The 23,317-nt window shown below is 72.2% G+C and carries 24 protein-coding genes and 1 tRNA gene; 13 read left to right on the top strand and 12 right to left on the bottom strand.

Annotated elements, in window-relative coordinates; genetic code table 11:
- Positions 1-70: 70 nt before the first annotated feature.
- The 6 genes from ACX9MN_RS14845 (at position 71) to ACX9MN_RS14820 (ending at position 4,663) form a co-directional block, all read left to right on the top strand.
- Positions 71-1,735, top strand: coding sequence for a heme biosynthesis protein HemY (locus ACX9MN_RS14845; RefSeq protein WP_489724804.1), 1,665 nt, complete (start codon positions 71-73; stop codon positions 1,733-1,735).
- A gap of 226 nt (positions 1,736-1,961) precedes the next feature.
- The gene (locus tag ACX9MN_RS14840) at positions 1,962-2,396 is read left to right on the top strand and encodes an NUDIX hydrolase (protein ID WP_020092221.1); all 435 of its coding nucleotides are present in this window, start codon (positions 1,962-1,964) and stop codon (positions 2,394-2,396) included.
- A 102-nt stretch (positions 2,397-2,498) separates the two neighbouring features.
- Positions 2,499-2,573, top strand: a tRNA-Thr gene (locus ACX9MN_RS14835).
- A 123-nt stretch (positions 2,574-2,696) separates the two neighbouring features.
- Positions 2,697-2,978, top strand: coding sequence for a hypothetical protein (locus tag ACX9MN_RS14830; RefSeq protein ID WP_020092220.1), 282 nt, complete (start codon positions 2,697-2,699; stop codon positions 2,976-2,978).
- Positions 2,979-3,399: 421 nt separating this feature from the next.
- On the top strand, positions 3,400-4,257 hold the full coding sequence (locus ACX9MN_RS14825) for a manganese catalase family protein (protein ID WP_020092219.1): 858 nt from the start codon (positions 3,400-3,402) through the stop codon (positions 4,255-4,257).
- A gap of 154 nt (positions 4,258-4,411) precedes the next feature.
- Positions 4,412-4,663 carry a metal-sensitive transcriptional regulator gene (locus ACX9MN_RS14820; RefSeq protein WP_244526945.1) on the top strand — a complete coding sequence of 84 codons (252 nt, stop codon included), beginning with the start codon at positions 4,412-4,414 and terminating at the stop codon, positions 4,661-4,663.
- Between the two features lie 35 nt (positions 4,664-4,698).
- On the opposite strand, the gene ACX9MN_RS14815 is transcribed toward ACX9MN_RS14820, so the two are convergent.
- A complete protein-coding gene (locus ACX9MN_RS14815) occupies positions 4,699-4,944 on the bottom strand; it encodes a hypothetical protein (protein ID WP_020092217.1) in 246 nt (81 codons plus the stop codon).
- Positions 4,945-5,243: 299 nt separating this feature from the next.
- Here ACX9MN_RS14815 and ACX9MN_RS14810 point away from each other — a divergent pair, with 299 nt between their 5' ends.
- Together ACX9MN_RS14810 and ACX9MN_RS14805 are read left to right on the top strand one after the other, a co-directional pair.
- Positions 5,244-5,993 (top strand): sigma-70 family RNA polymerase sigma factor, encoded by a 750-nt coding sequence (locus ACX9MN_RS14810; RefSeq protein ID WP_056532505.1) that lies wholly within the window; start codon positions 5,244-5,246, stop codon positions 5,991-5,993.
- 87 nt (positions 5,994-6,080) lie between these two features.
- Positions 6,081-6,476: an energy transducer TonB gene (locus ACX9MN_RS14805; protein WP_489724803.1), complete on the top strand. Its 396-nt coding sequence runs from the start codon at positions 6,081-6,083 to the stop codon at positions 6,474-6,476.
- 60 nt (positions 6,477-6,536) lie between these two features.
- Here the strand turns inward: ACX9MN_RS14805 and ACX9MN_RS14800 are convergent, their stop codons facing one another.
- Positions 6,537-6,704 carry a hypothetical protein gene (locus ACX9MN_RS14800; RefSeq protein ID WP_244540715.1) on the bottom strand — a complete coding sequence of 56 codons (168 nt, stop codon included), beginning with the start codon at positions 6,702-6,704 and terminating at the stop codon, positions 6,537-6,539.
- Between the two features lie 455 nt (positions 6,705-7,159).
- Between ACX9MN_RS14800 and ACX9MN_RS14795 the strand changes: the two genes are divergently transcribed.
- On the top strand, positions 7,160-7,381 hold the full coding sequence (locus ACX9MN_RS14795; RefSeq protein ID WP_020092213.1) for a hypothetical protein: 222 nt from the start codon (positions 7,160-7,162) through the stop codon (positions 7,379-7,381).
- An 88-nt stretch (positions 7,382-7,469) separates the two neighbouring features.
- Here ACX9MN_RS14795 and ACX9MN_RS14790 read toward each other — a convergent pair whose 3' ends face one another.
- Both ACX9MN_RS14790 and ACX9MN_RS14785 read right to left on the bottom strand, forming a co-directional pair.
- Positions 7,470-8,057: a TadE/TadG family type IV pilus assembly protein gene (locus ACX9MN_RS14790; protein WP_020092212.1), complete on the bottom strand. Its 588-nt coding sequence runs from the start codon at positions 8,055-8,057 to the stop codon at positions 7,470-7,472.
- Complete coding sequence (locus ACX9MN_RS14785) at positions 8,051-8,662, bottom strand: TadE/TadG family type IV pilus assembly protein (RefSeq protein WP_091680321.1); 612 nt, start codon at positions 8,660-8,662, stop codon at positions 8,051-8,053. Before ACX9MN_RS14785 ends, ACX9MN_RS14790 begins: the two co-directional genes overlap by 7 nt.
- 428 nt (positions 8,663-9,090) lie before the next feature.
- On the opposite strand from ACX9MN_RS14785, the gene ACX9MN_RS14780 reads away from it, so the two are divergent.
- The 3 genes from ACX9MN_RS14780 (at position 9,091) to ACX9MN_RS14770 (ending at position 14,385) form a co-directional block, all read left to right on the top strand.
- Positions 9,091-10,482: a TadE/TadG family type IV pilus assembly protein gene (locus tag ACX9MN_RS14780; RefSeq protein ID WP_082558077.1), complete on the top strand. Its 1,392-nt coding sequence runs from the start codon at positions 9,091-9,093 to the stop codon at positions 10,480-10,482.
- A gap of 53 nt (positions 10,483-10,535) precedes the next feature.
- Positions 10,536-11,573, top strand: coding sequence for an HD-GYP domain-containing protein (locus ACX9MN_RS14775; protein WP_020092209.1), 1,038 nt, complete (start codon positions 10,536-10,538; stop codon positions 11,571-11,573).
- Positions 11,574-11,661: 88 nt separating this feature from the next.
- Complete coding sequence (locus ACX9MN_RS14770; RefSeq protein WP_489724802.1) at positions 11,662-14,385, top strand: hybrid sensor histidine kinase/response regulator; 2,724 nt, start codon at positions 11,662-11,664, stop codon at positions 14,383-14,385.
- Positions 14,386-14,646: 261 nt separating this feature from the next.
- Here the strand turns inward: ACX9MN_RS14770 and ACX9MN_RS14765 are convergent, their stop codons facing one another.
- From ACX9MN_RS14765 to ACX9MN_RS14730, 8 genes are all read right to left on the bottom strand, one after another.
- Complete coding sequence (locus tag ACX9MN_RS14765; protein WP_489724801.1) at positions 14,647-15,891, bottom strand: KpsE/RkpR family capsule polysaccharide export protein; 1,245 nt, start codon at positions 15,889-15,891, stop codon at positions 14,647-14,649.
- A 306-nt stretch (positions 15,892-16,197) separates the two neighbouring features.
- Positions 16,198-16,392 carry a helix-hairpin-helix domain-containing protein gene (locus ACX9MN_RS14760; RefSeq protein ID WP_447715234.1) on the bottom strand — a complete coding sequence of 65 codons (195 nt, stop codon included), beginning with the start codon at positions 16,390-16,392 and terminating at the stop codon, positions 16,198-16,200.
- A gap of 67 nt (positions 16,393-16,459) precedes the next feature.
- Positions 16,460-16,918, bottom strand: coding sequence for a response regulator (locus tag ACX9MN_RS14755; RefSeq protein ID WP_091680327.1), 459 nt, complete (start codon positions 16,916-16,918; stop codon positions 16,460-16,462).
- Positions 16,915-18,033 carry a sensor histidine kinase gene (locus tag ACX9MN_RS14750; RefSeq protein ID WP_091680433.1) on the bottom strand — a complete coding sequence of 373 codons (1,119 nt, stop codon included), beginning with the start codon at positions 18,031-18,033 and terminating at the stop codon, positions 16,915-16,917. The genes ACX9MN_RS14755 and ACX9MN_RS14750 overlap by 4 nt, the downstream gene beginning before the upstream one ends.
- Before the next feature lie 202 nt (positions 18,034-18,235).
- Entirely contained in the window at positions 18,236-19,003 is a 768-nt protein-coding gene (locus tag ACX9MN_RS14745) for an FkbM family methyltransferase (RefSeq protein ID WP_489724800.1), read from the bottom strand.
- A gap of 129 nt (positions 19,004-19,132) precedes the next feature.
- A complete protein-coding gene (locus ACX9MN_RS14740) occupies positions 19,133-19,630 on the bottom strand; it encodes a peptide deformylase (RefSeq protein WP_489724799.1) in 498 nt (165 codons plus the stop codon).
- A gap of 85 nt (positions 19,631-19,715) precedes the next feature.
- Positions 19,716-20,654, bottom strand: coding sequence for a sigma-70 family RNA polymerase sigma factor (locus ACX9MN_RS14735; RefSeq protein ID WP_489724798.1), 939 nt, complete (start codon positions 20,652-20,654; stop codon positions 19,716-19,718).
- A gap of 62 nt (positions 20,655-20,716) precedes the next feature.
- Positions 20,717-21,466, bottom strand: a complete 750-nt coding sequence (locus ACX9MN_RS14730; RefSeq protein WP_489724797.1) for an SDR family oxidoreductase — start codon at positions 21,464-21,466, stop codon at positions 20,717-20,719.
- A 237-nt stretch (positions 21,467-21,703) separates the two neighbouring features.
- Between ACX9MN_RS14730 and ACX9MN_RS14725 the strand changes: the two genes are divergently transcribed.
- A complete protein-coding gene (locus ACX9MN_RS14725) occupies positions 21,704-23,308 on the top strand; it encodes an ATP-binding cassette domain-containing protein (protein WP_489724796.1) in 1,605 nt (534 codons plus the stop codon).
- The last annotated feature ends 9 nt before the right edge of the window (positions 23,309-23,317 follow it).

Raw genomic sequence — 23,317 nt, 5'->3', positions numbered from 1 at the left:
CGCAGGCGCCCCGCTCCTCCCGCACCCCGCGACGGCCGCCAGCCGGCCGCCGACAGGAGATACTGACCCCATGTGGCGCGCCCTCGCCTTCCTGGCCCTGCTCGCACTCGCCGCCTTCGGGGCGGTCTGGATCGCCGACAGGCCCGGCACCGTCACCGTCGTCTGGAACGGCTACCAGATCGGCACCAGCCTCGCGGTCGCCCTCGTCGGCGTGATCGCGGCGGCGATCGTCCTGGGCGTCCTCTGGGCGATCGTGCGCGGTGTCATCGGCCTGCCCGAGGCCCTGGTCCGCGGCTCGGCCGAGCGGCGCCGGGCCAAGGGCCTCTCGGCCCTCTCCCGCGGCATGGTGGCGGTGGGCTCGGGCGATCCCCTGGCGGCCCGCCGCTTCGCGGGCGACGCCGAGCGGCTCCTCGGCACCGAGCCGCTGACCCTGCTGCTGAAGGCGCAGGCGGCGCAGATCTCCGGCGACCGGGACGCGGCCGAGAGCGCCTTCCAGCGCATGGTCGACGATCCCGAGACCCGGGTCCTGGGCCTGCGCGGCCTGTTCGTCGAGGCCCGGCGCCGCGAGGACGAGACGGCCGCCCGCGCCTACGCCACCGAGGCCGCCCGCCTCGCCCCGAGCGTGACCTGGGCCAACGAGGCCCTTCTGGAGGCGCAGAGCGCCGACGGCGACTGGGCGGCCGCCCTGGAGACGATCGAGCGCCGCTCGTCCCTCGGACTGATCGACAAGGCCGCGGCCCGGCGCCAGCGGGCGGTGCTCCTCACCGCCATCGCCGGCGAGCGCGAGGCCGGCGAGCCGGAGATCGCCGCGGAGCGGGCCCTGCAGGCGGTCAAGCTCGCCCCCGACCTCGTGCCGGCGGCTTGCATCGCCGGCCGCCTCCTCGCCCGTCGCGGCGACGTCAAGAAGGCCGCCCGGATCGTCGAGGCGGCCTGGAAGGCCAATCCCCATCCCGACCTCGCGAAGGTCTATCTGGGCCTGCGTCCCGGCGATTCGGTCCGCGACCGCCTCGCCCGCGCCGAAGTCCTGGCGAAGCTGTCGGTCTGGGACCCCGAATCCCGCCTCGCCCTGGGCCAGGCCGCCCTCGACGCGCGGGACTACAAGCGGGCCCGCGAGGCCGTGAAGCCCCTGCTCTCCGACCGTCCGACCGCCCGGGCCTGCCTGATGATGGCGGCCATCGAGGAGGCCGAGCACGGGGCCGCCTCCGGTCAGGCCCGCGAGTGGCTGGCCCGGGCCGCCCGCGCCCCGCGCGACCGCGTGTGGATCGCCGACGGCATCGCCACCGATACCTGGGCGCCGGTCTCGCCGGTGACCGGGCGCCTCGACGCCTTCGCGTGGCGCGAGCCCCCGAACACGCTCGGTGCCGCGCCCGCGGTGGAGCCGGAGGCGGATGCCGCCGGCACGGCCCTCGTGCCGGCGGCCCCGAACGCCGCGGCGCCGGGCGCCAGACCGCTCGCCTCATCGGTCCCCGTGTCGCCTCCGACCGTGTCCCCCGCCGCCGCGACTGCTCCGGTCCCGTCGCCGACACCCGCGTCGACCTCCGCGTCGGCCCAGGCCGCGTCCTCGGCCTCGGTCGCGTCCGCGGCGTCGACCTCCACCGGCCCGATCCCGACCGTCCTTCCGGCGAAGGCGGGCGCCTCGAAGGCGGCCGGTGCCGACCCGGTCTCGGCCGGGATGGCGTCCGCGGCGCTGCCGCCTTCCGGCTCGGGTGAGCGGCCGGTTCGTCGGATCGGGTGACCGGTTTCACGGCGCGCCGGCCGTCCGAGCGCGAGATGACAGGAGCGCCGCGGGGTCACGGACACGCCGGGGCGTTCGACTATTGCAAGTTGAATGAGCCGGCGCGCCGTGTAGCTTGTCGTGAGCTGCCGACCGAGGATCCGATCATCCCCCAGCCCGCTCACAGCCCGCGCGCGCCGTCGATCCGGTCGGATCGGAGGGGCGTCCCGCGTCGCCGGGTGCGCCCGTGACCGTCCTCGAGGAGGACGGCGAGCCGCGGCGGCAGGTCGGGGCCCTTCCGTTCCGGCACGGGCGGGACGGCAAGACCAAGATCCTGCTGGTGACCTCCCGGGAGAGCCGCCGCTGGGTCATCCCCAAGGGATGGCCGATGAAGGGTCGCAAGCCGTTCGAGGCGGCCGCGCGGGAGGCCTACGAGGAGGCCGGCCTGCGCGGTGCGGTCGGCAAGCGGCCGATCGGGCTGTACCTCTACCAGAAGCGTCTGAGGAACCTCGACACCGTCCTGTGCCAGGTGAAGGTGTTTCCGCTGGAGGTGCGCAAGCAGCTCAAGCATTTCCCGGAGGCGCGCCAGCGGGAACTCCGATGGTTCACCCCGTCGGACGCCGCCGAGGCCGTGTCCGAGCCCGGGCTCGCCGCCCTGATCCGGGCCGCATCGCGCACCTAAAACGGCGCGGAAGCGCAACACGGCGTTGCCAACCCGGCGGCGATCCGTTATGGCCCCACTCGGCCGGACGGAGACGCCCTCGCGGGAGCGCCCCGGTCACCTGCTGCGGTAGCTCAGTGGTAGAGCACTTCATTGGTAATGAAGAGGTCGAGAGTTCAATCCTCTCTCGCAGCACCAGAAACCTTCCCGATCTCGCAAACAGTCCGGACGATGCTAACGGTTCCCTAGCGGAACCCGTCGCAGACTGAGGATCGCGTCGGCTGCCCGGCCGACACCATCCGCTGAAGGGGACGCGCGGACGTGAACTCGACTGCCCTGTTCACCATGCTGGGCCTCGTCATCGGATGGGCGGTCCTGGCCGGCGCGGCCCTGATCACCGGGCGGGTCGCCACTTTCGCGTTCCTGATCCTGACGCTGATCGCCCTCTACCTCTACGTGCCGTGGGTGCGGCTGCGGGCGAGCGGGATCGACGGGTCCAGCCGGCCGGTCCGGTTCTGGACCAACGTCGCCATGCTGGCCGTCAGCCTCGCCGCCTGCCTCGCCTTCGGGATCATGCTCGCCCGGCGCACCGGGCTCCTGTAGGCGCTCGTAGAGCGGCGCGTTCCGCGGCCGCGCCGCGCGCGCCCGGCGATCCCGAGAGAACTGTCCCCTGTCCGACCACCGAGCGCCCGCACGCGGCGCATCGCGGGCAGAGAAAGGGGCCGCTGATCCGGTCATTCGCGTCGCCCCTTAACATGGGTGAGGCGCCCTTAACTTACATTGTGTAATTCTGGCCGGTTAGGCGCGGCGCTGATCGTGGATTTTCACGACAATACCCTGGCACGGCGCGGGAAAATGCGTTCGGTCAAATATTGATCGTTATAAAATTCGCGAAAGATCGAACCGTGGTCCCGAGGCGGGGTTGGACAGGGTGCGAGGCGCGATGCTCCCACGGAGTACCGGGCCGACGGCCGATCGTGCGGTGGGCTTGAGCACGCCGTGCCTCTCGCGAGGGACAGACATCATGTACTATCACGACAAGCGGCTTCAGTACCCGGTCAAGGTCGACAGCCCCGACCCGATCTACGCCCGCATGCTCCAGCAGGCGATTGGCGGCATCGAGGGCGAGATCCGGGTCGCCTTCCAGTACTTCTTCCAGGCCTGGGGGAACCGCGCCCCGACGACCAAGTACCGCGACATGCTGCTCAATACGGCTACCGAGGAGATCGGCCATATCGAGATGCTCGCGACTGCGGTGGCGCTGAACCTCGAGAACGCCCCTACCAAGGTCCAGGAGGCCGGGGCGGCCGACGCGATCGTCGGTGCCGTGATGGGCGGCGAGAACCCGCGCCACATCGCCGAGGGCATGCTGCACAAGACGCTGCTGTCGACCGGCATGGCCGCCTTCCCGGGTAATTCCGACGGCCAGTCCTTCGACATGAGCCACATCTACGCCAGCGGCAACATCGCGGCCGACATGTACTGCAACGTCGCCGCCGAGAGCACCGGGCGTGTCCTGGCGGTGCGGCTCTACAACGCCACCAACGATGCGGGCATGCGCGACATGTGGAGCTTCCTCATCGCCCGGGACACGATGCACCAGCAGCAATGGCTGGCGGTGATCGAGGAACTCGGCGGCCACGCCGGAACGCTGCCGATCCCGAACTCCTTCCCGCAGGAGAAGGAGAACCAGAAGTTCAACTACAACTTCTTCTCCACGTCGGCGGACGGTTCGCCGCCGCCGGCCGGGCGCTGGACGCAGGGCCCGTCGCTCGACGGCAAGGGCGAGTTCAGCGTCGTCCAGAACCAGCCGATGGGCGAGGAGCCGGTGCTCGGCCCGGCCCGGCCCGACAGCGGTGCCGAGAGCCAGCAGATCGGCTGATCCGCCGGCCGGGACGGCTCACCCGAGGTCGCGGCGCTCCGGTGCGCCGCGACCCGCGCGCGGACGGGAACAGGTGGCTCGCAGGACGGTGACACGCGGCACGCTCGTCGACGGTCGTGTCTGCCTCGCCCGGACCGACGCGGAGCGCGCCCCGCTGGTCCGGCGACTGGCGCGGATCGAGGGTCAGGTCCGGGGCCTGCGGGCGATGGTCGAGGCCGACCGGCACTGCCTCGACGAGGTCCAGCAGATCCGGGCCGCCACAGCGGCCCTGCGCGAGGTCGGCCTCCTGATCATCGACCAGCACGTCGCCGCGGGGCTCCGCCTCGCGGCGCGCGATCCGGACCGGGAGGCGGTCATGGCGGACCTCCTCCGGGTTCTGCGGGCGGCCATGGCGGAGGCCGGATAGGCCGGGGCGCCGGCCCGCGCGCCCGGCGCCCACGCTCAGTGCTTGGTCAGCGTCTCGACGACGGTGCCTGGCCCGATGCGCGCCGAGAAACGGGCCAGCCGGCTGCGGCTGGGCTCCTCGAGACCGCCGGCATGCGCGAAGGTCGTCAGGGCGATGCCGACGAGGAACCGGGCCTCCTCGACGGTCACGGCCCGGCCGCTCAGGGTGCTGGCTGCGCCCCGAACGGCGAGGACGGCCTCCTGGAAGGCGGGATCGTCCTCGAGATCCGAGAGCCGGGTCATGGGCACGATCCCGCGGTCGAGAGCGTCCTGCGGCCGCCCCGCTCGGGGCGGGCATTCGCAGCAGCGAGATCTTCGCGTGCGCTGCCGCAGATACGGCCGTGCGGCGAACAGTTTTCCGGTGCGTATGACGTCATCGAACTCCCTCATTCCGTCGACATCTCTGTCGCGATTGTCGCGGAGGCCAGCATATATTGATCCGAAGATGTGCCCATCCGCTGATCTATGTTGCGGCGGATGCGGCGTATTCAGCGATTAATGGCGCCACGCGATTTTTCGTACCCTTCAGGTGATCGGCTATCATGCTCGAACTCTCGCTCGACGCTGATACAATCGACGCGCAGGGCCCCCGGCTCCCCGACAGCGTGCAGTATCACCTCGGCCATCTGCTCGCGGCGACCTACGCGCAGGACAACGTCGAGCCGACCATCGCGGATCGCTTCGCCGAACTGCTGAGGCTGCTCGACGGCGCCTTCGGCCGGGCGCAGGACGGGCGCGAGAAGGCGTTCCAGGCCTCGCTCCTCGCCCTGGTGCCGAACCTGCAGCGCTTCGCCCGCTCGCTCTTGCGCAGCCATGTCGGTGCCGACGACCTCCTGCAGAACACGCTCCTCCGTGCCTGGCGCTCGCGCGCGAGCTTCGCGCCGGGCACGAACCTGGAAGCGTGGCTGTTCACCATCATGCGCAACCAGTTCTACAACGAGCACCGCAAGCGTGGGCGCGAGGTGCAGGACGAGGACGGCGCGCAGGCGGAGCGGATGGTCTCGCTGCCCGAGCAGGGCGGCCATCTCGACCTGAGTGACGTCCAGGCCGCCCTCGACCGCCTGGCGCCGCCGATGCGGCAGGCGCTGGTGCTCGTGGCGATCGAGAACCTCACTTACGAGGAGACCGCCGCCGTCATGCAGTGCCGCATCGGCACGGTGAAGAGCCGGGTCTGGCGGGCTCGGACGCAGCTCGCCGAGATGCTGGGCTACACCGGCCTCGAGGTCGGCAGCGACGACATCATGCTGGCCGCCGCGGGACCGAAGGGCCGGAAATCCACCGCTGTCTCGTGACGGCGACCGGCGGAAGGGGTCGCTAGGGATCCGCCTCTGCGCGTAGGGTCGATCCCCGATCCCGGGCTCGAGGAGCCGCTGTTCCCCATGTCGCCGCTCCCCATGCTGCCGCGCGCCGTGATCGCCGCTGCCGTCGTGTTCGGCCTCGCCCTTTCGTCGTCGGCGGTGGCGGCGCGGACCGCACCGGGACTTGCAGCGCGGGCCTGGCTCTCCGACCTCGTCACGCGGATCGATGCCGCGGACCGCGCCGGGACGCGGCCGGGACCGGGCCGTGGCCGCGGAACCGTGGTCGTCCACGTGCAGATCGCCGCGGACGGTGCGGTTCAGGGCGCGGAGATCGAGGAGAGCTCGGGCTCGGCGAAGCTCGATCAACGGGCGCTCCGCGCCGTGCAGGGCATCAGTCCGGCGCCCGCGCCGCCCGCCGCACTCCTGGGTGTGGACGGGATCGTCGATCTCAGCATCCCGGTCGCGCTCGGCCACTGAGCGCGCGCCGAGTATGCGTCTGCCGGCCGGACCCCAATCCCGGCGGCGCCGCCGGACCGGTCAGCGGCTCGGGCCGGTATCGGCGCTGATATAGGCCCCGACGAGATAGCCGGCCTGGAGAGCGGTGAGGTAGGCGAAGAGCAGCAGCACCTTCTCGGCGTCGAACTGGGCCCAGACGAAGATCGAGAGGGCCAGCCACCCGAGGGTGACCAGCATCGAGCTGGCCATCAGAACCGATGCCCGATACCGCCAGCCCTCCCATATGCCCACCGCGAAAAGCAGGGCCGCAACCAGCAACGGGCCGTCTCCTTCCGCGCGAACAGGTAAAATTTTACGCGCTAAACCTCTGGTATTTCGAAGATTTTCGACCGCGCGCCCGACATTCGGGGGGGAGTTTTAATTTTTCATTAACTCGGCCCGTCCGCTGGGGCCGTCCGTCATAGGACGACCCGGTCACGGTCCGAGTCCAGCAACGCCTCCACTCCGCGCCGGCCGCTCGGCGGGCCGGGGATGCAGAATGCGAGCCAGGCAGACGGCGGCGCCGATCGGCAGTTTCACCGGCGATCCATCATTGACAAGATCGATAATGGAAATCGATTGCATCTGTTTGGATCATGTTGCTCTGCAGCGTAGATATCCCCTCGAAGCCGGGCACGCCCCGGACAACGAGAGGACTTCAGATCATGACCGTTCGCACCATCGTTCTCGCCGCCCTCGCTGCCGTTCCGATGATCGGAGCCGCCCGCGCCGACGAGAGCATCGCGCTGACCCCGCCGCTCTATCGCGAGCAGGCCCGTCCCACGGCCGCCGTGCGGCCGGCCTCCGAGCTGGCCACGACGCCGCGTCTCGTCCCGGCGAGCCCGGCCTCGCGCCGGGTCGTCGCCACCGCGGTCCCGGCCCGCTGAGGCGGGGCGTGTCCGCGATCCGGCGTCACCGGGTCATCCGGTGGCGCCGGCCGCAAAGCCGGGCCGGTACGAAGCGTCAGCCTAGCCGTCAGGCCGGGCAGGGTTTTCCCCCCGGCAGAACCACCTCGCTCTGCCCGTTGTAGATCTCGCCGCCGCGCACCGGCCAGATCTTCTTGTACCGGAAGGTCCACCGCGTCAGGTTCGAGAGGACCGGGAAGATCGGGTGGTAGGTCATCGTGACTTCCGACACGACGAAGCGGTCGCCGTTCCGGGTCATCCCGGCGGGCGGTGCGCCGAGCGAGGAGCCCGCCGTGCGGGCCTGTCCGTTGGACTCGGCGCTCGAGCAGACCTTGGTCGCCGCCGAGCTGCCGTCGCTGTAGGTGCCCGCCGCCGTGAGCACGATGCTCGCCCGGCTCACGTCGTAGGGGTTGGAGATCGCGCTCGTCGCGGCGAAGACCGGCTTGAGGTCGGCGTAGCTGCCGCGCGAGATCAGGTCCGCCATCGTGGCCGCCGCGTTGTCGAGCCGCTTCCCGATCATGTAGGCGCGGGGCAGCTCGATCGACCCCATCAGGATCAGCAGCAGGATCGGGGCGATCACGCTGAACTCGATCGCGCTCACGCCCTCCCGGTCGCCGATCAGGCGGATCAGGTGGGCGCGCAGGCGACCGCTCAGCACGGCTTGGGCTCGTAATCCTCGGCCCGGAAGATCTCGGTCGTGACCAGCAGCTGAGTCTTGTCGGCCATGATCCGGCCGGTGAAATCCAGCATCTGGAACAGCCGCATCACCGGCACGGCGACCCGGACCGTGACGGTGTCGCCGCCCTGCGGGCACTCGAAGCGCTGGCCGAAGCCCGGCGTCCAGGTCTTCGTGGTCTTGTCGAACGGCTCCGCCGGCTGCGAGGTCGAGAACGAGGGCGTCCGGGAGACGTCGAGGCGCAGGTCGGCGCAGGGGAACAGCGCCGAGGGGCCGGTGCAGACGATCCTGCGGAGGCGCTCGCTCGGATCGCTGCCGTCGGAGCCGTCCTGGAAGGTGCCGGTTCGCAGCTGCCGGACGCTCCGGTCGACCGCGATATCCAGCGTCTGCTGCTCGATGGCGATGACGCCGGATTCCGCCACGACGCCCAGGAGGGCCAGGAACGGCGCGGCCAGGAGCGCGAACTCCACCGCGGAGGCGCCGGTCCGGTGGCCGGCGAACCGTCGGACGCGTCCGGCCGTGCCGGCGCGGCCCTCGGTCCCGCCCGGACGGCGGACGGTCGCGACGCGCCGAAAGATGCCCATCATGCCAAACGAACTCTGCAGGTCCGTGCCTGCCGCCGTCCGGCCGTAGAGGCGCGGACAGAAATAACCCTATGATGAGGCCGTTTAAAAACGGTTCAAATCTGGGTAGAAATTGCGGGTTCAGCAAGATTTTGCGGCCGCGATCTGTGATGAGGACGCAATTTCACCCTGAGGTTGTGTGCCGTTGTGTTCATCCGGCGGCAGGCCGGTGAGGCGATCAGTCGTCGAGACGGTGCCGGGCATTGTGCGGCCGCATATAGAAGTTGTTCACAGCTAAAGGCGGCTCTATCGCGTGGCGATAGCTTCGCGGTGCTCGGACGCCACGGATTTTTAGGAGCTGTGCCTTAGGCCAACGGTTCGGTGGCCGGTGCCGCCGCAGCCGCCGATCCGGTCCCGCCCTGGGAGACGCGTCCATTTCCCTGTTCTGGAGAGTGCTCCGCGCCGGCCCGCGGGCCCTGACGGACCGGTCGGGCTCGGTCGCCCTGACCTTCGGCCTGAGCGCCGTGGTGCTGCTCGGCCTGACCGGGGGCGGCATCGATTACGCCCGCCTCGCCTCGCGGCGCAGCCAGCTCCAGAACGCGGCCGATGCCGGAGTCCTCGCGGCCGGCAACTACCTCAAGCTCGCCGTCTCGACCTCGGCGGCGGCCAAGAGCATCGTGGTCGACACAGTCCACGCCCAGGCGGCGCCGCGGCCCGAGAGTCCCTACGCCCTCCGGGTCGACGTGGCGGACGACAAGACCAGCGTCGCCACGACGGTCGACGAGACCGTCAAGCTCGCTTTCGGCGGCTTCGTCGGGGTGCCTACCGTCAAGGTCTCGGTCCGCTCGACGGTCCGCGTCGTCGGCAAGATGCGCCTGTGCCTCCTGACGCTGGACCCGCTCGCCGCCGGCGCGTTCGAGCTGGAGAAGAGCGCCGAGGTGACCGCCCAGGATTGCTCGCTCTACAGCAACTCGCAGAGCCCGCGCGGCATGGTCGGCAAGGACAGCGCCTATGCCCGGGCGCAGACGATCTGCACGGCGGGCGGCTTCGACGGCGCCCGCGCGAATTTCGCGCCGCCGCCGCAGACGGGTTGCCCTCCGATCCAGGACCCCCTGAAGGACCGGGCAGCGCCGCCGGTCGGCGCGTGCACGGCGATCCCGTCCTCGGCGAACAGCAAGCGCGACACCTCCGGCAACATCGTCGACCAGAGCGTCACCCTCGATCCGGGCACCTATTGCGGCGGCCTGTACATCACCAAGAACGCCTCCGTGACGCTGCGCGCCGGCATCTACGTGATGAAGGACGGCCCGCTCATCGTCGACAAGAATGCCGCCATGACGGGGACCGACGTCGCCTTCTACTTCACCGGCAACAAGGGCGGTCTGCTCTTCGACAAGAAGACCACGATCAGCCTGTCGGCGCCGACCACCGGCCCCATGGCCGGCCTGCTGATGATGGAAGAGCGCACGGTCAGCGATCCCGTCGACCCCGCGGCGATCCTCGCCGGCCTGGTGGACCAGATCGTCACGCCGCTGCTGCCCGGGCCGCCGCCACCGTCGCCGACCCCGCCGCCGCTGGCGGCGACCAAGCCCATGCGGACCTACCGCATCATCAGCGACAACGCGCGGACCATGCTGGGGACGCTCTACCTGCCGGCCGGCCGCGTGGTGATCGACGCCGACAAGCCCGTCGCCGACCAGTCGGCCTACACGGTGATCGTGGCCCAGCAGGTCAACCTGTACCAGGGCCCGAACCTCTATCTGAACGCGAATTACGACGGGACCAGCGTGCCGGTGCCGAAGGGGGTCGGACCCCTCTCGGGCAAGCTGCTGCTGTCCCAGTAGGGAGGACGCGATGCGGATCCTGTGTCGACTACTCGTCGCCTGGGAGTGACACGTTGCTCGCGCTGATCCTCGACGATTCCGAGATGAACAACCTGCTGATCATGCAGGCGCTCAAGCCGGTGGCCGACTGCGAGCCGGTCGCCTTCACGTGTCCCGTGACGGCGCTCGACTTCCTGCGGGCGCATGTCGACCGGATCGGGGTCGTCGTCACCGACTACGACATGCCCGGCCTGACGGGCCTCGAGGTGATCGCGGCGGCGCGGGCGGTCCCGGGCTTCGCGCACGTGCCGATCGTGATGGTGACGAGCCTCGACCAGCGCAGCCTGCGCCACGAGGCCCTGCGCGCGGGCGCGACCGACTTCCTCGGCAAGCCCTGCGATCCCGTGGAGATCCAGGCCCGCATCACCAACCTGATGAAGATCAGCGCGGCCCACCGGCAGGAGCAGGACCGGGCCGCGTGGCTCGCCCGCGAGGTCGCGGCGGCGGTCGCCGTCATCGAGGCGCGGGAGCGCGAGATCATCGCCCTGCTGATGCGGGCCGCCGAGCACCGCGACACCGATACCGGCGACCACATCGCCCGGGTGGCCGGCTACGTGGGCGTCATCGCCCGGAACCTCGGCTTCGGCCCGGAGGAGATCCGGATCCTGAAGCTCGCCTCCACGATGCACGACGTCGGCAAGATCGGCGTGCCCGACGCGATCCTGCTCAAGCCCGGACCGCTCTCCGCCGAGGAGCGCGCCGAGATGGAGAAGCACGCCGAGCGCGGCCGGCGGATCCTGGAGGGCAGCACCTCCGACGTCGTGCGGCTCGCCGCCGAGATCGCCGAGAGCCACCACGAGCGCTGGGACGGCACCGGCTACCCGAAGGGCCTGCGCGGCGAGGGGATCCCGCTCTCGGGCCGCATCGTGGCTGTGGCGGACGTGTTCGACGCCCTGGTGACCGAGCGGCCCTACAAGGCGGCCTGGCCGCTCGAGCGGGCGCGGGCCTTCGTAGCGGACCAGGCCGGCCGCCACTTCGACCCGCGCTGCGTCGAGGCGTTCCTCGCGGGCTGGGACGCGGTGGCGCGGACCTGCCTGCGCGCCGCCGCCTGATCCGCTCCCCGGTACCGTCGCCCTTACCGCCCCTCCCCGTCCCCCCCCCCGCGATCGGGCCCGACCGGGCCACCTGAAGGAGCCGAGCGTGCATCTCGCGTGGCTGAGGCCGAGGCGCACCCTGGCGGGCCGGCTGGCTCTGGCGGTGACCGGCGCCGTCACGGCGGCGCTCGTCCTGGCGGCGGCCCTGTCGGTCTGGCGCGAGGTCGCCCGCTACGCCGCCGACAAGCAGGCGGCGCTGGAGGCCGTCGCGCAGGTCTTCGCGCATGGCGGCGCCCGGGCCACCGCGGCGGGCGACGCCGACGGGGCGGACGCGTCGCTGCGGGCGATCGGCAAGGTGCCGTCCATCGTCTACGGGGCGATCGAGCGTCCGGATGGGTCCGTGCTCGCCGAGCAGGGGATCGGCCTGCGCCTGACCCGGGACGCCGCCCAGGACGGCGCGGACCTGTCGCTCCTGCACCTGCTCGCCACCCGGAGCCTCCAGGCGACCGCGCCGATCGTGGAGAACGGGGTCCCGGTCGGTCGGGTCGTGCTGATCGGCGAGACCGACGACATCCTCGGCCATCTCTGGGCCGCCGCGCAGAACGCCGCGCTGGCGGCGCTGCTCGCCGTCGCGATCGGCGTCGGCGTGTCGCTCTACCTGCAGCGCAGCGTCACGCGCCCGCTCGCCGCCCTCGCCCGCACCATGGAGGCGGTCCGCCTGCGCCACGACTACGCGCAGCGCGCGCCCGTGGGCGGCGACGACGAGGTCGGCGCGCTGGCGCGGACCTTCAACGACCTGCTCTCCGCGGTGAACGAGCGCGATCACCGCCTCGCCGCCCACAGCGCCCACCTCGAGGCGGAGGTCAGCGCCCGGACGTCCGACCTGAGCGAGGCCAAGCAGGCCGCCGACGCCGCCAACGCCGCCAAGTCGGCCTTCCTGGCCACGATGAGCCACGAGATCCGGACCCCGATGAACGGCGTCCTGGTCATGGCCGAGCTGCTGGCGGGGTCCGACCTGCCGGCGCGCCAGCGCCGCTACGCCGAGGTCATCGCCCGGTCCGGCCGGTCGCTCCTGGCGATCATCAACGACATCCTCGACTTCGCGAAGGTCGAGGCGGGCAAGCTCGAGCTCGAGCGCGTGCCCGTGAGCCCCGCCGAACTCGCCGACACCGCGGTGACGCTCTTCGCCGAGCGGGCCCGGACGGCCGGGCTCGACCTCGCGGCCGAGGTCGGACCGGAGGTGCCGCGGGCGATCCTCGGCGACCCGGTCCGCCTCGGGCAGGTGCTGAGCAACTTCGTGTCGAACGCGCTGAAGTTCACCCAGGCTGGCCACGTCGCCGTCCGGATGACGGTCGATGCCGCCGATGGGTGCCTCGTGATCGCCGTCTCCGACACCGGGATCGGCATCCCGCAGGACAAGCTGGCGACGATCTTCTCGGCCTTCTCGCAGGCCGACCAGTCGACGACCCGCCGGTTCGGCGGCACCGGCCTCGGGCTCTCGATCGCCCAGCAGATCGTCGCCGCGATGGGCGGCACCGTGGCGGTGACGAGCCGCGTCGGCGCGGGCTCGACCTTCTCGGCGCGCATCCCCGTCACGGTCGCCGAGCCGGCCCGCCCGGTCCGGCGCCGCGACGCGGTGCCGGCCGCGATCGCGCTCGACACGGCCGGTCCCGCCACCCGCGCCGCCCTCGCGGCCGGCCTGCGCGCGGCCGGCTTCGCGCCGGTCGCGCCGGGGAGCGCCGCCGACCACTGGATCGGCGACGCGGCCGCCCTCGTGGCGGCGGGCCGCCGGCCGGACCGGGCCGTGCGGGTGCTCGCGGTCGCGGGACCGGGCGACGGCGCGGCCGACGCGGCGCTCCGCGCCGGTCTCGCCGACGCGGTGCTGCGCTGGCCGGTGACCCAGGCGGAGTGGCAGCCCGTCCTGGCGGCGCTGGCCGCGGGCGACACCCTCGCCGCGGCCGCCTCCCCGGCCTCGCCCGCCGTCACGGACGAGGCGCTCCCGCGATTCCCGGCCGCGCGAGTGCTCGTCGCCGACGACAGCGCGGTCAACCGCGAGGTTGCCCTCGAGGCGCTGGCCCGCTGCGGCGTGACCGATGTGGTGACCGTCGAGGACGGGGCCGCGGCAGTGGCGGCCGCCGAGACGCAACGCTTCGACCTGATCCTGATGGACGGCAGCATGCCGGTCCTGGACGGCTTCGCGGCCGCGCGGCTGATCCGGCAGCGCGAGGCGGCCACCGGCGGGCGTGTCCCGATCGTCGCCCTCACGGCGCACGTCCTCGGCGAGGCCGCCGACGCCGCGGCGGCGGCCGGCATGGACGGGACGCTCCTGAAGCCCTTCACGCTGCGGCAGCTCGCCGACCTGCTGCAGGCGCAGGTCCCGGCGCTCCGCGTCGCGCGGGCTGCCGCCGCGGCGCATACCGTGACGCCGGCCCCGGTCGCTCCGCTCGCCGCGCCGGCCGTCGCGAACGCCGCCGACGACCTCATCGACGCCGAGGTGATCGACGGGCTGCTCGGCCTCGGAGATGGCGCCTTCCTCGACCGCGTCCTCGACCTGTATCGGTCGCAGGGTCCGGTGGCGCTCGCCGGTCTGAGAGCCGCCCTCGCCGCCTCCGACCAGCCGGCGATCGCCCGGGCCGCGCACAGCCTCAAGTCGATGAGCGCGAATGTCGGCGCGCGCGTCCTCGTGGCGCGTCTGCGCGTCATCGAGGAGGACGCGCGGAGCGCGGCCTGCGTCGAGCGGGCGGACGCGTGCGACGCCCTGGACAGCCTGCTCGCCGCGACGATCCGCGGCCTCGAGGAGCGGACGCGGTCCCGGGCGGCGGCCGCCTAGGATCGTCGCGGGCGACCCCGGCGGCCGTCGGCCCGGCCTATTGAAGCGTTCAGGAAAAGTATTCCATCGGGAGACCGCCCGATTTCGCAGACCTGCCCTGCGATGCGGCATCTGGCATGCCAGCAGGGTCCGCCGTACGGTTGCGCTTCCTCCCAAGCACTCCCTCAGCCCGCCCGGTTCGCCGCGGCGGGCTTTTTCGTCGGCGCTGCCGGCGGGCCGCGGACCGTCCCGACCGCGTCCGTGTGCCGACCTGGCTCGGGATCAGGTGATGAGCATGCGGCGGGTGAACATCGCGGCCGCGAACAGCACGGCGGCGCCGGCGGTGATGATGCTCGTCATCAGGATGCGGCGCGGCTCGGTCGAGGATCCGGCCTTGATGGGCTCGACGATCGGCACCAGGGCCACGACCTGCTGCTGGGCCACGATGCGGGCCCGGTCATAGGCCAGCTGCACGTCGCGGTGATACTTCTCGGCATTCTCGCGCTCGTGCTCGAGATCCTCGAACCGCGTGAGCGCGTCCGAGAGGCGCCGCTTCTCGGTCGGCGCGGTGCCGGCCAGCTGCTGCTGGACCCGCGCGATGTTCGCGTCGAGATCGCCGATCTGCTGCTTCAGGTCGACGATGCTGCGGGATTGCGGGCCGAGGTCCCGCTGGAGCACCGCCAGCTGGACGGCGAGCTTGGTGCGCGTCTCCCGCAGTTCCGAGACCGACTTGATGGTGGCGGTGTTCGACTTGATGACGTCGAGCACGCCCTCGCGGTTGCGCAGCTCGTTCAGGGCGGCGTTGGCCTTGGCCTCGCGCTCCTCCGCGAGCTTCAGGACGCGCGTGCTCACGTCGAGGGCGTCCTTCCGGGACGGCAGGCTGAGGTCGTTCAGCATCCGCTCCGTATCCGTCATGACCGCCTTGGTGATGGCGAGCGACTCGTCGGGATCGAAGGCCTCGACGGTCAGCGACATGATGCCGGACGCCGATTCGACGTCGACATCGACCCGGCGGCGCCAGTACCGCAGGAACTTCTCGACCGGCTTCTCCGGGTTGAAGCGGGAGAACATGTCGATGTCGTCCCGACCGAACCACGCGCGGATCGGGAGTTCCGCCGCGACCGCTTCGACCATGGGCCGGCTGTGGATGTATTCCTGCGCGATGAGCGTTTCCTGGGCGACGGTCGCCTTGATCACACCGGCATTCGTGCCGACCGTGTCGGGCGTCGCCTTGTCGGCGGTGCCGATGGTCGGCCGGATCGCGAACCGCGCCTCGGTGACGTAGCGGTCGGAGGCGATCAGCCCGTAGTAGATCCCGGCGGCCAGGGTCGGCAGGACGAAGCAGACGACGAACAGGAGCGGCAGCCAGGGGTCGCTTTTGACGTGGCTCTGGTACGAGCGCACGCCCTTCTTGGTGTCGGGCAGGCCCGGGAGGCGCGCGAACTGCCGCAGCGACTGCGCGATCACCTTGTTCCGGTCGATGCCGTTCAGAGGCCGGCCCTGGGCTTTCTCGACCTGCATGTCCATCGTTGCTTCTCGAAGCTCGGGCTTGCGCGGGCGTCGTCGACCCGCGCGGCTTTCACGCCGCTCGCGCAGCCCATCACACGGACAGGCGGCGAAAGCATGTCAGCCGCGCCGTGCCCCCTCCCCCGTGCGGGAGGGCGTTGGGGAGCGGCAGGACGCTTCGAGGTGGAGCGCGTTGTGGAGCCGCTGGGTCCGGATGTGCCTCGTCCGGACGGACCTGATCCCCGACCGGGCGCTCCGCGAGAGCAGGCCTCTCCCGACGGATCTCGGGCCTGACCGAGATCCGCGCCGGACCGGTCGGGACCGGCCCTAAGGACTGTCCGCGATCGTGACCTGATCGGCGACACCGTCGGTCTTGCCGCTGAGGCCCGGCACCTCGTCGAGCTGCCGCAGGCTGGTGAACCGGCCGCGCTCCTCCCGGCAGCGCACGATCTCGAAGCCGTGGCCCTTGAGTGCCGGAACGCTGTCCAGCTCCTCGGCCGTCGCCGTGTTGAGATCGATCACGGTGGTGCCCTTCCGCGCCGGTCGGCGCCGTACTCGGTCGCTCCGGTCCCGCGCCGGCCCGGGCGCCTCAGCGGATCGGATCGGCGCGGAACTGCCCGTGGGCGGGCTCGGACGCCCGACAGCGGCAGGCGGGTGGCAGGCCGGTCGGGCCCGTGCGGTTCGGCCCCTCACGGCTCAACAGGCGCAGCAGAAGATGCTCGAGCGGCGCCGCCTGGTAGGGCTTCTGGAGCACCGGAACCGCCTGATAGGCGGCGTCCAGGCCGTGCTGCCCGTACCCGGTGGCGAACAGGAACGGCGTATCGCGCGCCAGCAGCAGGTCGGCGACCGGGTAGCTGCGCGCCTCGCCGAGATTCACGTCGAGCACCGCCAGATCGAACGCCTCGGTCCGGGCATGGGCCAGGGCCTGCTCGAGGCGCATCGCCACCACGACCTCGCAGCCCAGGTCGAGCAGCATGTCCTCGGCGAGCATGGCGACGAGGCTCTCGTCCTCGACCAGCAGGACCCGGCGTCCGGCGAGCGGCGTCATGGCGCGCGCGGCCCTTCGACCGCCTCCTGGCCGATCCAGCCGAGCCGGGTCAGCGGGATCCGCATCTGGCAGGTCGCGCCCGCCGGCGCGAAGGTGATCGCCGCGCTGCCGTCGAACTCCAGCGGCAATTGCCGCTCGATGAGCCGTGAGCCGAACCCCTTCCGGGTTGGGGGCGTGACTGGCGGGCCACCCCGCTCCTCCCAGAGCAGGTCGAGCTGCTGACGGCCGTCATCGCGATCGTGAAGGGACCAGGTCACCGCGACCCCGCCCTCGGGCGTCGACAGGGCGCCGTACTTCGCCGCGTTGGTCATCAACTCGTGGAGGGCCATTGCCAGCGTCACTGCCACCTTAGGGTGCAGTCGCGCGTCCGGCCCTTGTAACCGGAAGCGGCCGGCATCGACCTCTGCCAAAAGGTGGGGGGCGAGCGCGCGCTCGACCACGCCGCGCAGGCTGGCGCTCTCCCAATTGTCCTCGACCAGCACGTTGTGGGCGTTGGACAGGGCCGCCATCCGGGCGTCGAAGACGGCGCGCGTCGTCTGGTCCGTCTGCCCGCGGAAGGTCTGCGCGGCGATCGACTGCACCGTGGCGAGAGTGTTCTTCACCCGGTGATTGAGCTCGTTGATCAGCAGGCGTTGGCGCTCGGCGGCCGCCTTCTCCTCGCTGATGTCGCGGACCTCGATGATCGTCCCGATGATGTTGGTCGCGTCGTCGCGGATCGGGCTGGCAGTGAACGCCACGGGGAAGAAGTGCCCGTCCCTGTGCACGAACACCTCCTCGCCGCGCTCCTGATTGTTCTCCGGGAAGGCGCGGTCGATCGCGCACTCCTCCAGCGGGAAGGGCCTTCCGTCCGGGTAGGTGTGGTGGACGATGTCGTGCAGCGGGCAATCGCGGGCGAGGACTTCCCGCAGCGTCCAGCCGGTCAACTGCTCGGCGGCGCGGTTCATGTAGATGCAGTGCTGGCGGTCATCCATCAGGAAGATGGACACCGAGGCGTTGTCGAGGACCGCGTTGAGGCGACGCTCGCTCTCGAAGAGCTGGCCCGACCCACGCCGCAGGCTCGCCAGCGGCGCGCTGGCGGCGGACGAGGATTGAAACGGCTGCCGCGAGTTCGGCACGGTCACGACCCTTCACGCGGGTTGATCTGAGATACCCTGCGCGCGATCCTGGTGGACCTTCGGGACTGGGCACGGTGGGTGGCTGGCCGCGCCGGACGGCCTAGAGGTGGGAGCGTGCAACGCACCATGCGGAGCCGTTGTTCCGCCGCGCGGACGGTCCGGCCGCGCCGTTCCGCCCGGGTCCATATCACGCGGGTCCGGATCACGCGGGTCCGGGCTCCGGGCGGCGCGCGAACAGGGCGGCCCAGTCGGCTCGACGCTCCTGCGGGACGAGGAAGAAATCCCACGTCACGTAGTCGCTGACCGCGAGCCACGTGCTCACATCGTCGATCAGGTTTCCGGTGATGTCCGCGCAGATGTAGCCGTGGCTCTCGGCGAACCGGTAGAGGGAATCCTGCGCGTGCCCGTAGGCGGAGTAGCCGGCCCAGCCGTACTCCACGCTGACGATCGGGCGGCATCGCCGGAGGAGCTGGGCCGCGCCGCTCAGAGCGTTCAACTCCCCGCCCTCGATGTCCATCTTGATGTAGGCCACCGCGGGGACGTGACTGAGGGCGGTATCGAGCCTCTCCGTCCTGACCTTGATGGTCTTGGACGTGATGGCGGGACTGCTGAAGTAGCGGGCGAGGAGCCCGCTCTCGCCGGGCACGCTCGCGACCGTGAAATCGGTGCGCCCCGCCGCGTCGGAGAGGGCGACGTCGTGCAGCTCGACCTCGGGTCGTCGGCCGAAACGCCCCGCCAGATCCTTCATCAGGACCGGGATCGGCTCGAAGGCGTGGACCTTGCCGGTCGGGCCGACGATGTCGACGAACGCGACGAGGTGGAGCCCGGTATGGGCGCCGACGTCGACGACGACATCCCCCGGAGCGAGGAAGCGGCTGTAGCCCTGCCGCAGGATGCGCTCGTAGTCCGGGACCTGACCGGCGTCATGAACCGCCCTGAAGGCGTTGGCGGCGGCCACGGCAGGATGCATGCGCAGGGTCCGTTCAGAGGGGACGAATCCGGAGGGTCGGCGAGGTCGCGCCCATGGTAGCCCGCTCCGCGCCGGCTCTGCCAGCGCGCCGCGGCGGGGTGCCGACGCCCGCCGCGAGCCCCGACCGGATCAGGCCGGCCGGCCCTTCCCGAACCGCTTCAGCAGTCGCTCGCGCTTCAGGCGCGACAGGCGGGCGATCCAGAACACGCCGTCGAGCTGGTCGATCTCGTGCTGGAGGACCGCGGCCGGGAAGCCCTCGGTCTCCTCCTCGTGGGCGGATCCGTCGAGGTCGCGGTAGCTCAGGCGGATGCGGGCGGCCCGGGTGATCCGCTCGCGCACCCCCGGCATGCTGACGCTGCCCTCGTCGTAAGCCTCCGTGTCGGGGGACGCCCAGGACACGACGGGGTTCACGTAGACGCGGGCGCTCTCGTCCGGCGACATCCGCACCACCACGAGGCGCGCGGCGACGCCGATATGCGGGGCCGTCAGGCCGATGGCGCTTTCGGCCATGAGCGTGTCCCGGACGTCGTCGGCGAGGGCCCGCAGGGCCGCGTCGAACGCGTCGACCGGTTCGGCCGGGCGCGTCAAGCGGGGATCGGGAAACAGGACGAGCGGGCGCGCCGGCATGGTTGATCAGTCCGCGTGGGTCGGTCACCTGCGGCGCCGCGAGGGCCCGCCGCGCGCCATGCAAGCCGCGCCGCGGGGCGGATCGTCAAGACCGGCGCGCCGCAGGCCCGCCCGCGTCGCCCGGTCCCGGGCCGGCCGCGACGGCGCGCGCGACGTGGTGGAGCTTGTCGGGATTGCGCGTGATGTAGATGGCGTCGACCTGGCCGTTCTCGATCGCGAGGGCCGTCGTCTGCAGGAGGCCGCCGCGCTCACGGGTGACATAGCCCGGAAGCCCGTCGATCCACACGAACCCGACCAGCGCCGCCCGGCCGTCGCCCCACTTGCGCCGCGCGCCCGCGTAGAGCCGGAGCAGGCGCTCGAGCCCCCGGATCGGGTTGACGAAGGCGAGCACCTTGCCGCCGCCGTCCGAGGCGAGCGTCACGCGATCGGCGAGCAGCGTCCGCAGCCCCGCGACATCGCCGCTCGCGGAGGCCTCGAAGAACGCCCGGGCGACGCGCTCGCCCTCGTCGCGGGTCACGGGAAAGCGCGGGCGCGCGGCCCGGACGTTCCGGCGGGCGCGCGCCGCGAGCTGGCGCACGGCCGGCGCCGCCCGCCCGAGCGTCTCCGCGACGTCGCCGAGCGGCAGGCCGAACACGTCGTGGAGCAGGAAGGCCGCGCGTTCCAAGGGAGACAGCCGCTCGAGCGCGAGCATCAGCGTCAGCGTGAGGTCGTCCTCGTCCACGCCGTCCGCCCCCGGCTCGACCAGCGGCTCGATCAGCGGTTCCGGCAGCCAGGGGCCGACATAGCTCTCCCTGCGCGCGCGCGCCGACTTGATCTGGTCGAGGCAGAGGCGCGTCACGACGCGCGCGAGGAACCGGTCGGGCGCCGCGACCCCGCTCCGGTCCGCCGCGACCCAGCGCAGCCACGCGTCCTGCACGACGTCCTCGGCCTCGCTGCGCGAGCCGAGCATGCGGTAGGCGATGCGCAGGAGCCGGGGACGGTGGGCCTCGAAGGCGGCGGTCCCGTCCCCGCGCCCCGGCGGCATGACCGGACCGGAGGCCTGATCGCGTCGGGGCGGAGCCCGCCCGCGGGGAAGGTCGGGTCCCGTCATGCCGTCGCGAGCCAGGTCTCGAAGCGCGTATCCCCGAGGCGGGCCGCGGCCGCGTCGTCGGGGACCAGGGAGCCTCGCGCCAGCGCGGCACCGAAGTAGCGGGCCGCGGCGTCGACCGTCACCGCGCGGCCGTCGCCGGCGGCCGCCGCGCGCCGGGCGACGAACGCCCGGAACGGCAGCCGCTCCGGCCCCGCGACGTCGATCGTCCCGTCGACCGGCGCGCCGACCGCCACCGCGGCGAGCGCCGCGGCCACGTCCGCCGCCGCGATGGGCTGGAAATCCGCGTCCGGCACGAGGATCCGCTCCCCGACCGCGAAGGCTTCGGCGATCGTCGCGACGAACTCGAAGAACTGGGTGGCGCGGACGATGGTGTAGGGAAGGCCCGACGCCGCGATCAGCCGCTCCTGCGCGACCTTCGCCCGGAAGTAGCCGTTGCCGTCCGCGCGGTCCGCGCCGACGATCGAGAGGGCGACGTGGTGCTTGACGCCCGCCTGCCGGCCGGCGGCGAGGAGGTTGCGGCTCGAGCGCTCGAAGAAGTCGCGCACCGCCGCCTCCTCGAAGGAGGGCGCGTTGGCCACATCGACCACGGTGTCGGCGCCGACGAGAACCTGGGCCAAGCCGGCGCCGGTCACGGCGTCGACGCCCGTGCTCGGGGAGGCGGGGACGGCCTCATGGCCCGCGCGCTCCAGCTCGGCCGTCAGATGCCGGCCGATCAACCCGCTGCCGCCGATCACCACGATCTTCATGACGTCTGTCTCCCGCGCGGACCGGGCCGAGGGGCACCCTGCCGCTCCGGCGTCCCGGTCGGTGACAGGACGATGCAGCATCCCGGTTTGTGACATCCCGCCGCAAAAAGCGACGGCCGCGGCGTTGCGAGAGGCCGCGACCGGCGCTACGGAGGCCCCCCGCCGGAGCCGAGACGCCGATGAGACTGACCCTGACTGCAACGCCGCCACGCCTTGCCGCCAGGACCGTCTCTCCGCATGCCAGCACAGCTCTCCCTCCTGAACCTCGCGTGGACCGCGCCTGACGGGCGCGCCGTCCTCTCCGGCATCACCGCCAGCTTCGGGCAGGAGCGGACCGGCATCGTCGGCCGCAACGGCGCCGGCAAGAGCACGCTCCTGAACCTCCTGGCCGGCCGCCTCGCGCCGACGGGCGGCAGCATCCACCGCGACGGCACGGTCGCCCTGCTGCGCCAGTTCGCGGGCCCGACCGCCGACGAGACCATCGCCGACCTGTTCGGCGCGACGGCGGGCTTGGCGCTGCTCCGCCGCGCGGAGGCCGGTGCGGCGGATTCCGACGAGCTCGCCGTCGCCGACTGGACGCTCGCGGAGCGCCTGACGGGCGCGCTGGCGCGGATGGGCGTGGCGGTGGACCCCGACACGCCGCTCTGGCGCCTCTCCGGCGGGCAGCGCGCCCGCGCGGCGCTGGCGGCGGCGATCTTCGCCGCGCCGGATTTCCTGCTCCTCGACGAGCCGACCAACGACCTCGATCGCGACGGGCGGCGGGCGGTCCAGGAACTTCTGCAGGCGTGGCGCGCCGGCGCGATCGTGGTCAGCCACGACCGGGCCCTGCTCGACTCGATGGACGCGATCGTGGACCTCGCGCCGGGGGAGGCGACCCGCTACCGGGGCAATTTCGACGCCTTCCGGCAGGCCAAGGCGACGCGTCTCGCCGCGGCCGAGCACGACCTCGCGGTCGCCGAGAAGCGGGCGACGGACCTCGCCCGCCGGGCGCAGGAGCGCGTCGAGCGCCAGCAGCGCCGCGACGCGGCCGGGCACCGCCGCTCCGCGAAGGGCGACCTGCCCCGGATCCTGGCCGGGGCTCGCCGGGACAACGCGGAGCGGACTGCGGGCGGGAGCGCGCGCCTCACCGAGCGCCAGCGCGCCGGCGCCGAGGCCGATCTGGCGGAGGCCCGGGACCGGATCGCGGCGGTGAAGCCGGCCGCGATCGCGCTCCCGCCGAGCGGGCTCCACGCCGACCGGCGCGTCCTCGCGCTCACCGACGTGACGGTCGGCTACCGGCCGGGTAAGCCGGTCCTGCGGGACGTGTCCCTCGCGGTCACGGGTCCGGAGCGCGTCGCCCTCCGCGGGCGGAACGGCTCGGGCAAGTCGACCCTGCTCGCGCTGGTCGCCGGCCGCCTCAGCCCGTGGTCGGGCCGCGTCTCGGTCGGGGTGCGCGCCGCGCTGCTCGACCAGCGCCTCGACCTCCTCGACCGCGACCGGACCGTGGCGGAGAACTTCGCGCGTCTCAACCCGGAGGAGGACGCGAACGGGTGCCGGGCGGCGCTGGCGCGGTTCCAGTTCCGGGCGGCGGCCGCGGACCGCCCCGTCGCGGCGCTGAGCGGCGGCGAGCGGGTCCGGACCGCCCTCGCCTGCGTGCTCGGCAACCGCGCGCCCCCGCCCCTCCTGATCCTCGACGAGCCGACCAACCACCTCGACCTGGACGCGGTCGAGGCCCTCGAGGCCGGGTTGGCGGCCTATGACGGCGCGCTCCTCGTCGTCAGCCACGACGCGGCCTTCCTGGACGCGTTGGGGATCACCCGGCGCGTCGACCTCGATGACCTCGCCGACCGGCCCCGCGCCTGAGGGCGGCAT

Source organism: Methylobacterium sp. 1A (assembly GCF_058072805.1).
This window is presented reverse-complemented; position numbering and strand designations above follow the sequence as displayed.

Coding starts and splice junctions, on each gene's coding strand:
- ACX9MN_RS14845 (WP_489724804.1), top strand. CDS start 71: ATGTGGCGCGCCCTCGCCTTCCTGGCCCTGCTCGCACTCGCCGCCTTC.
- ACX9MN_RS14800 (WP_244540715.1), bottom strand. CDS start 6,704: ATGGCCAGCTCGATGCTGGTCACCCTCGGGTGGCTGGCCCTCTCGATC.
- ACX9MN_RS14765 (WP_489724801.1), bottom strand. CDS start 15,891: ATGGACATGCAGGTCGAGAAAGCCCAGGGCCGGCCTCTGAACGGCATC.
- ACX9MN_RS14755 (WP_091680327.1), bottom strand. CDS start 16,918: ATGACGCCGCTCGCCGGACGCCGGGTCCTGCTGGTCGAGGACGAGAGC.
- ACX9MN_RS14795 (WP_020092213.1), top strand. CDS start 7,160: ATGACCGTTCGCACCATCGTTCTCGCCGCCCTCGCTGCCGTTCCGATG.
- ACX9MN_RS14735 (WP_489724798.1), bottom strand. CDS start 20,654: ATGCCGCCGGGGCGCGGGGACGGGACCGCCGCCTTCGAGGCCCACCGT.
- ACX9MN_RS14725 (WP_489724796.1), top strand. CDS start 21,704: ATGCCAGCACAGCTCTCCCTCCTGAACCTCGCGTGGACCGCGCCTGAC.
- ACX9MN_RS14740 (WP_489724799.1), bottom strand. CDS start 19,630: ATGCCGGCGCGCCCGCTCGTCCTGTTTCCCGATCCCCGCTTGACGCGC.
- ACX9MN_RS14825 (WP_020092219.1), top strand. CDS start 3,400: ATGTACTATCACGACAAGCGGCTTCAGTACCCGGTCAAGGTCGACAGC.
- ACX9MN_RS14810 (WP_056532505.1), top strand. CDS start 5,244: ATGCTCGAACTCTCGCTCGACGCTGATACAATCGACGCGCAGGGCCCC.
- ACX9MN_RS14730 (WP_489724797.1), bottom strand. CDS start 21,466: ATGAAGATCGTGGTGATCGGCGGCAGCGGGTTGATCGGCCGGCATCTG.
- ACX9MN_RS14805 (WP_489724803.1), top strand. CDS start 6,081: ATGTCGCCGCTCCCCATGCTGCCGCGCGCCGTGATCGCCGCTGCCGTC.
- ACX9MN_RS14745 (WP_489724800.1), bottom strand. CDS start 19,003: ATGCATCCTGCCGTGGCCGCCGCCAACGCCTTCAGGGCGGTTCATGAC.
- ACX9MN_RS14785 (WP_091680321.1), bottom strand. CDS start 8,662: ATGATGGGCATCTTTCGGCGCGTCGCGACCGTCCGCCGTCCGGGCGGG.
- ACX9MN_RS14815 (WP_020092217.1), bottom strand. CDS start 4,944: ATGACCCGGCTCTCGGATCTCGAGGACGATCCCGCCTTCCAGGAGGCC.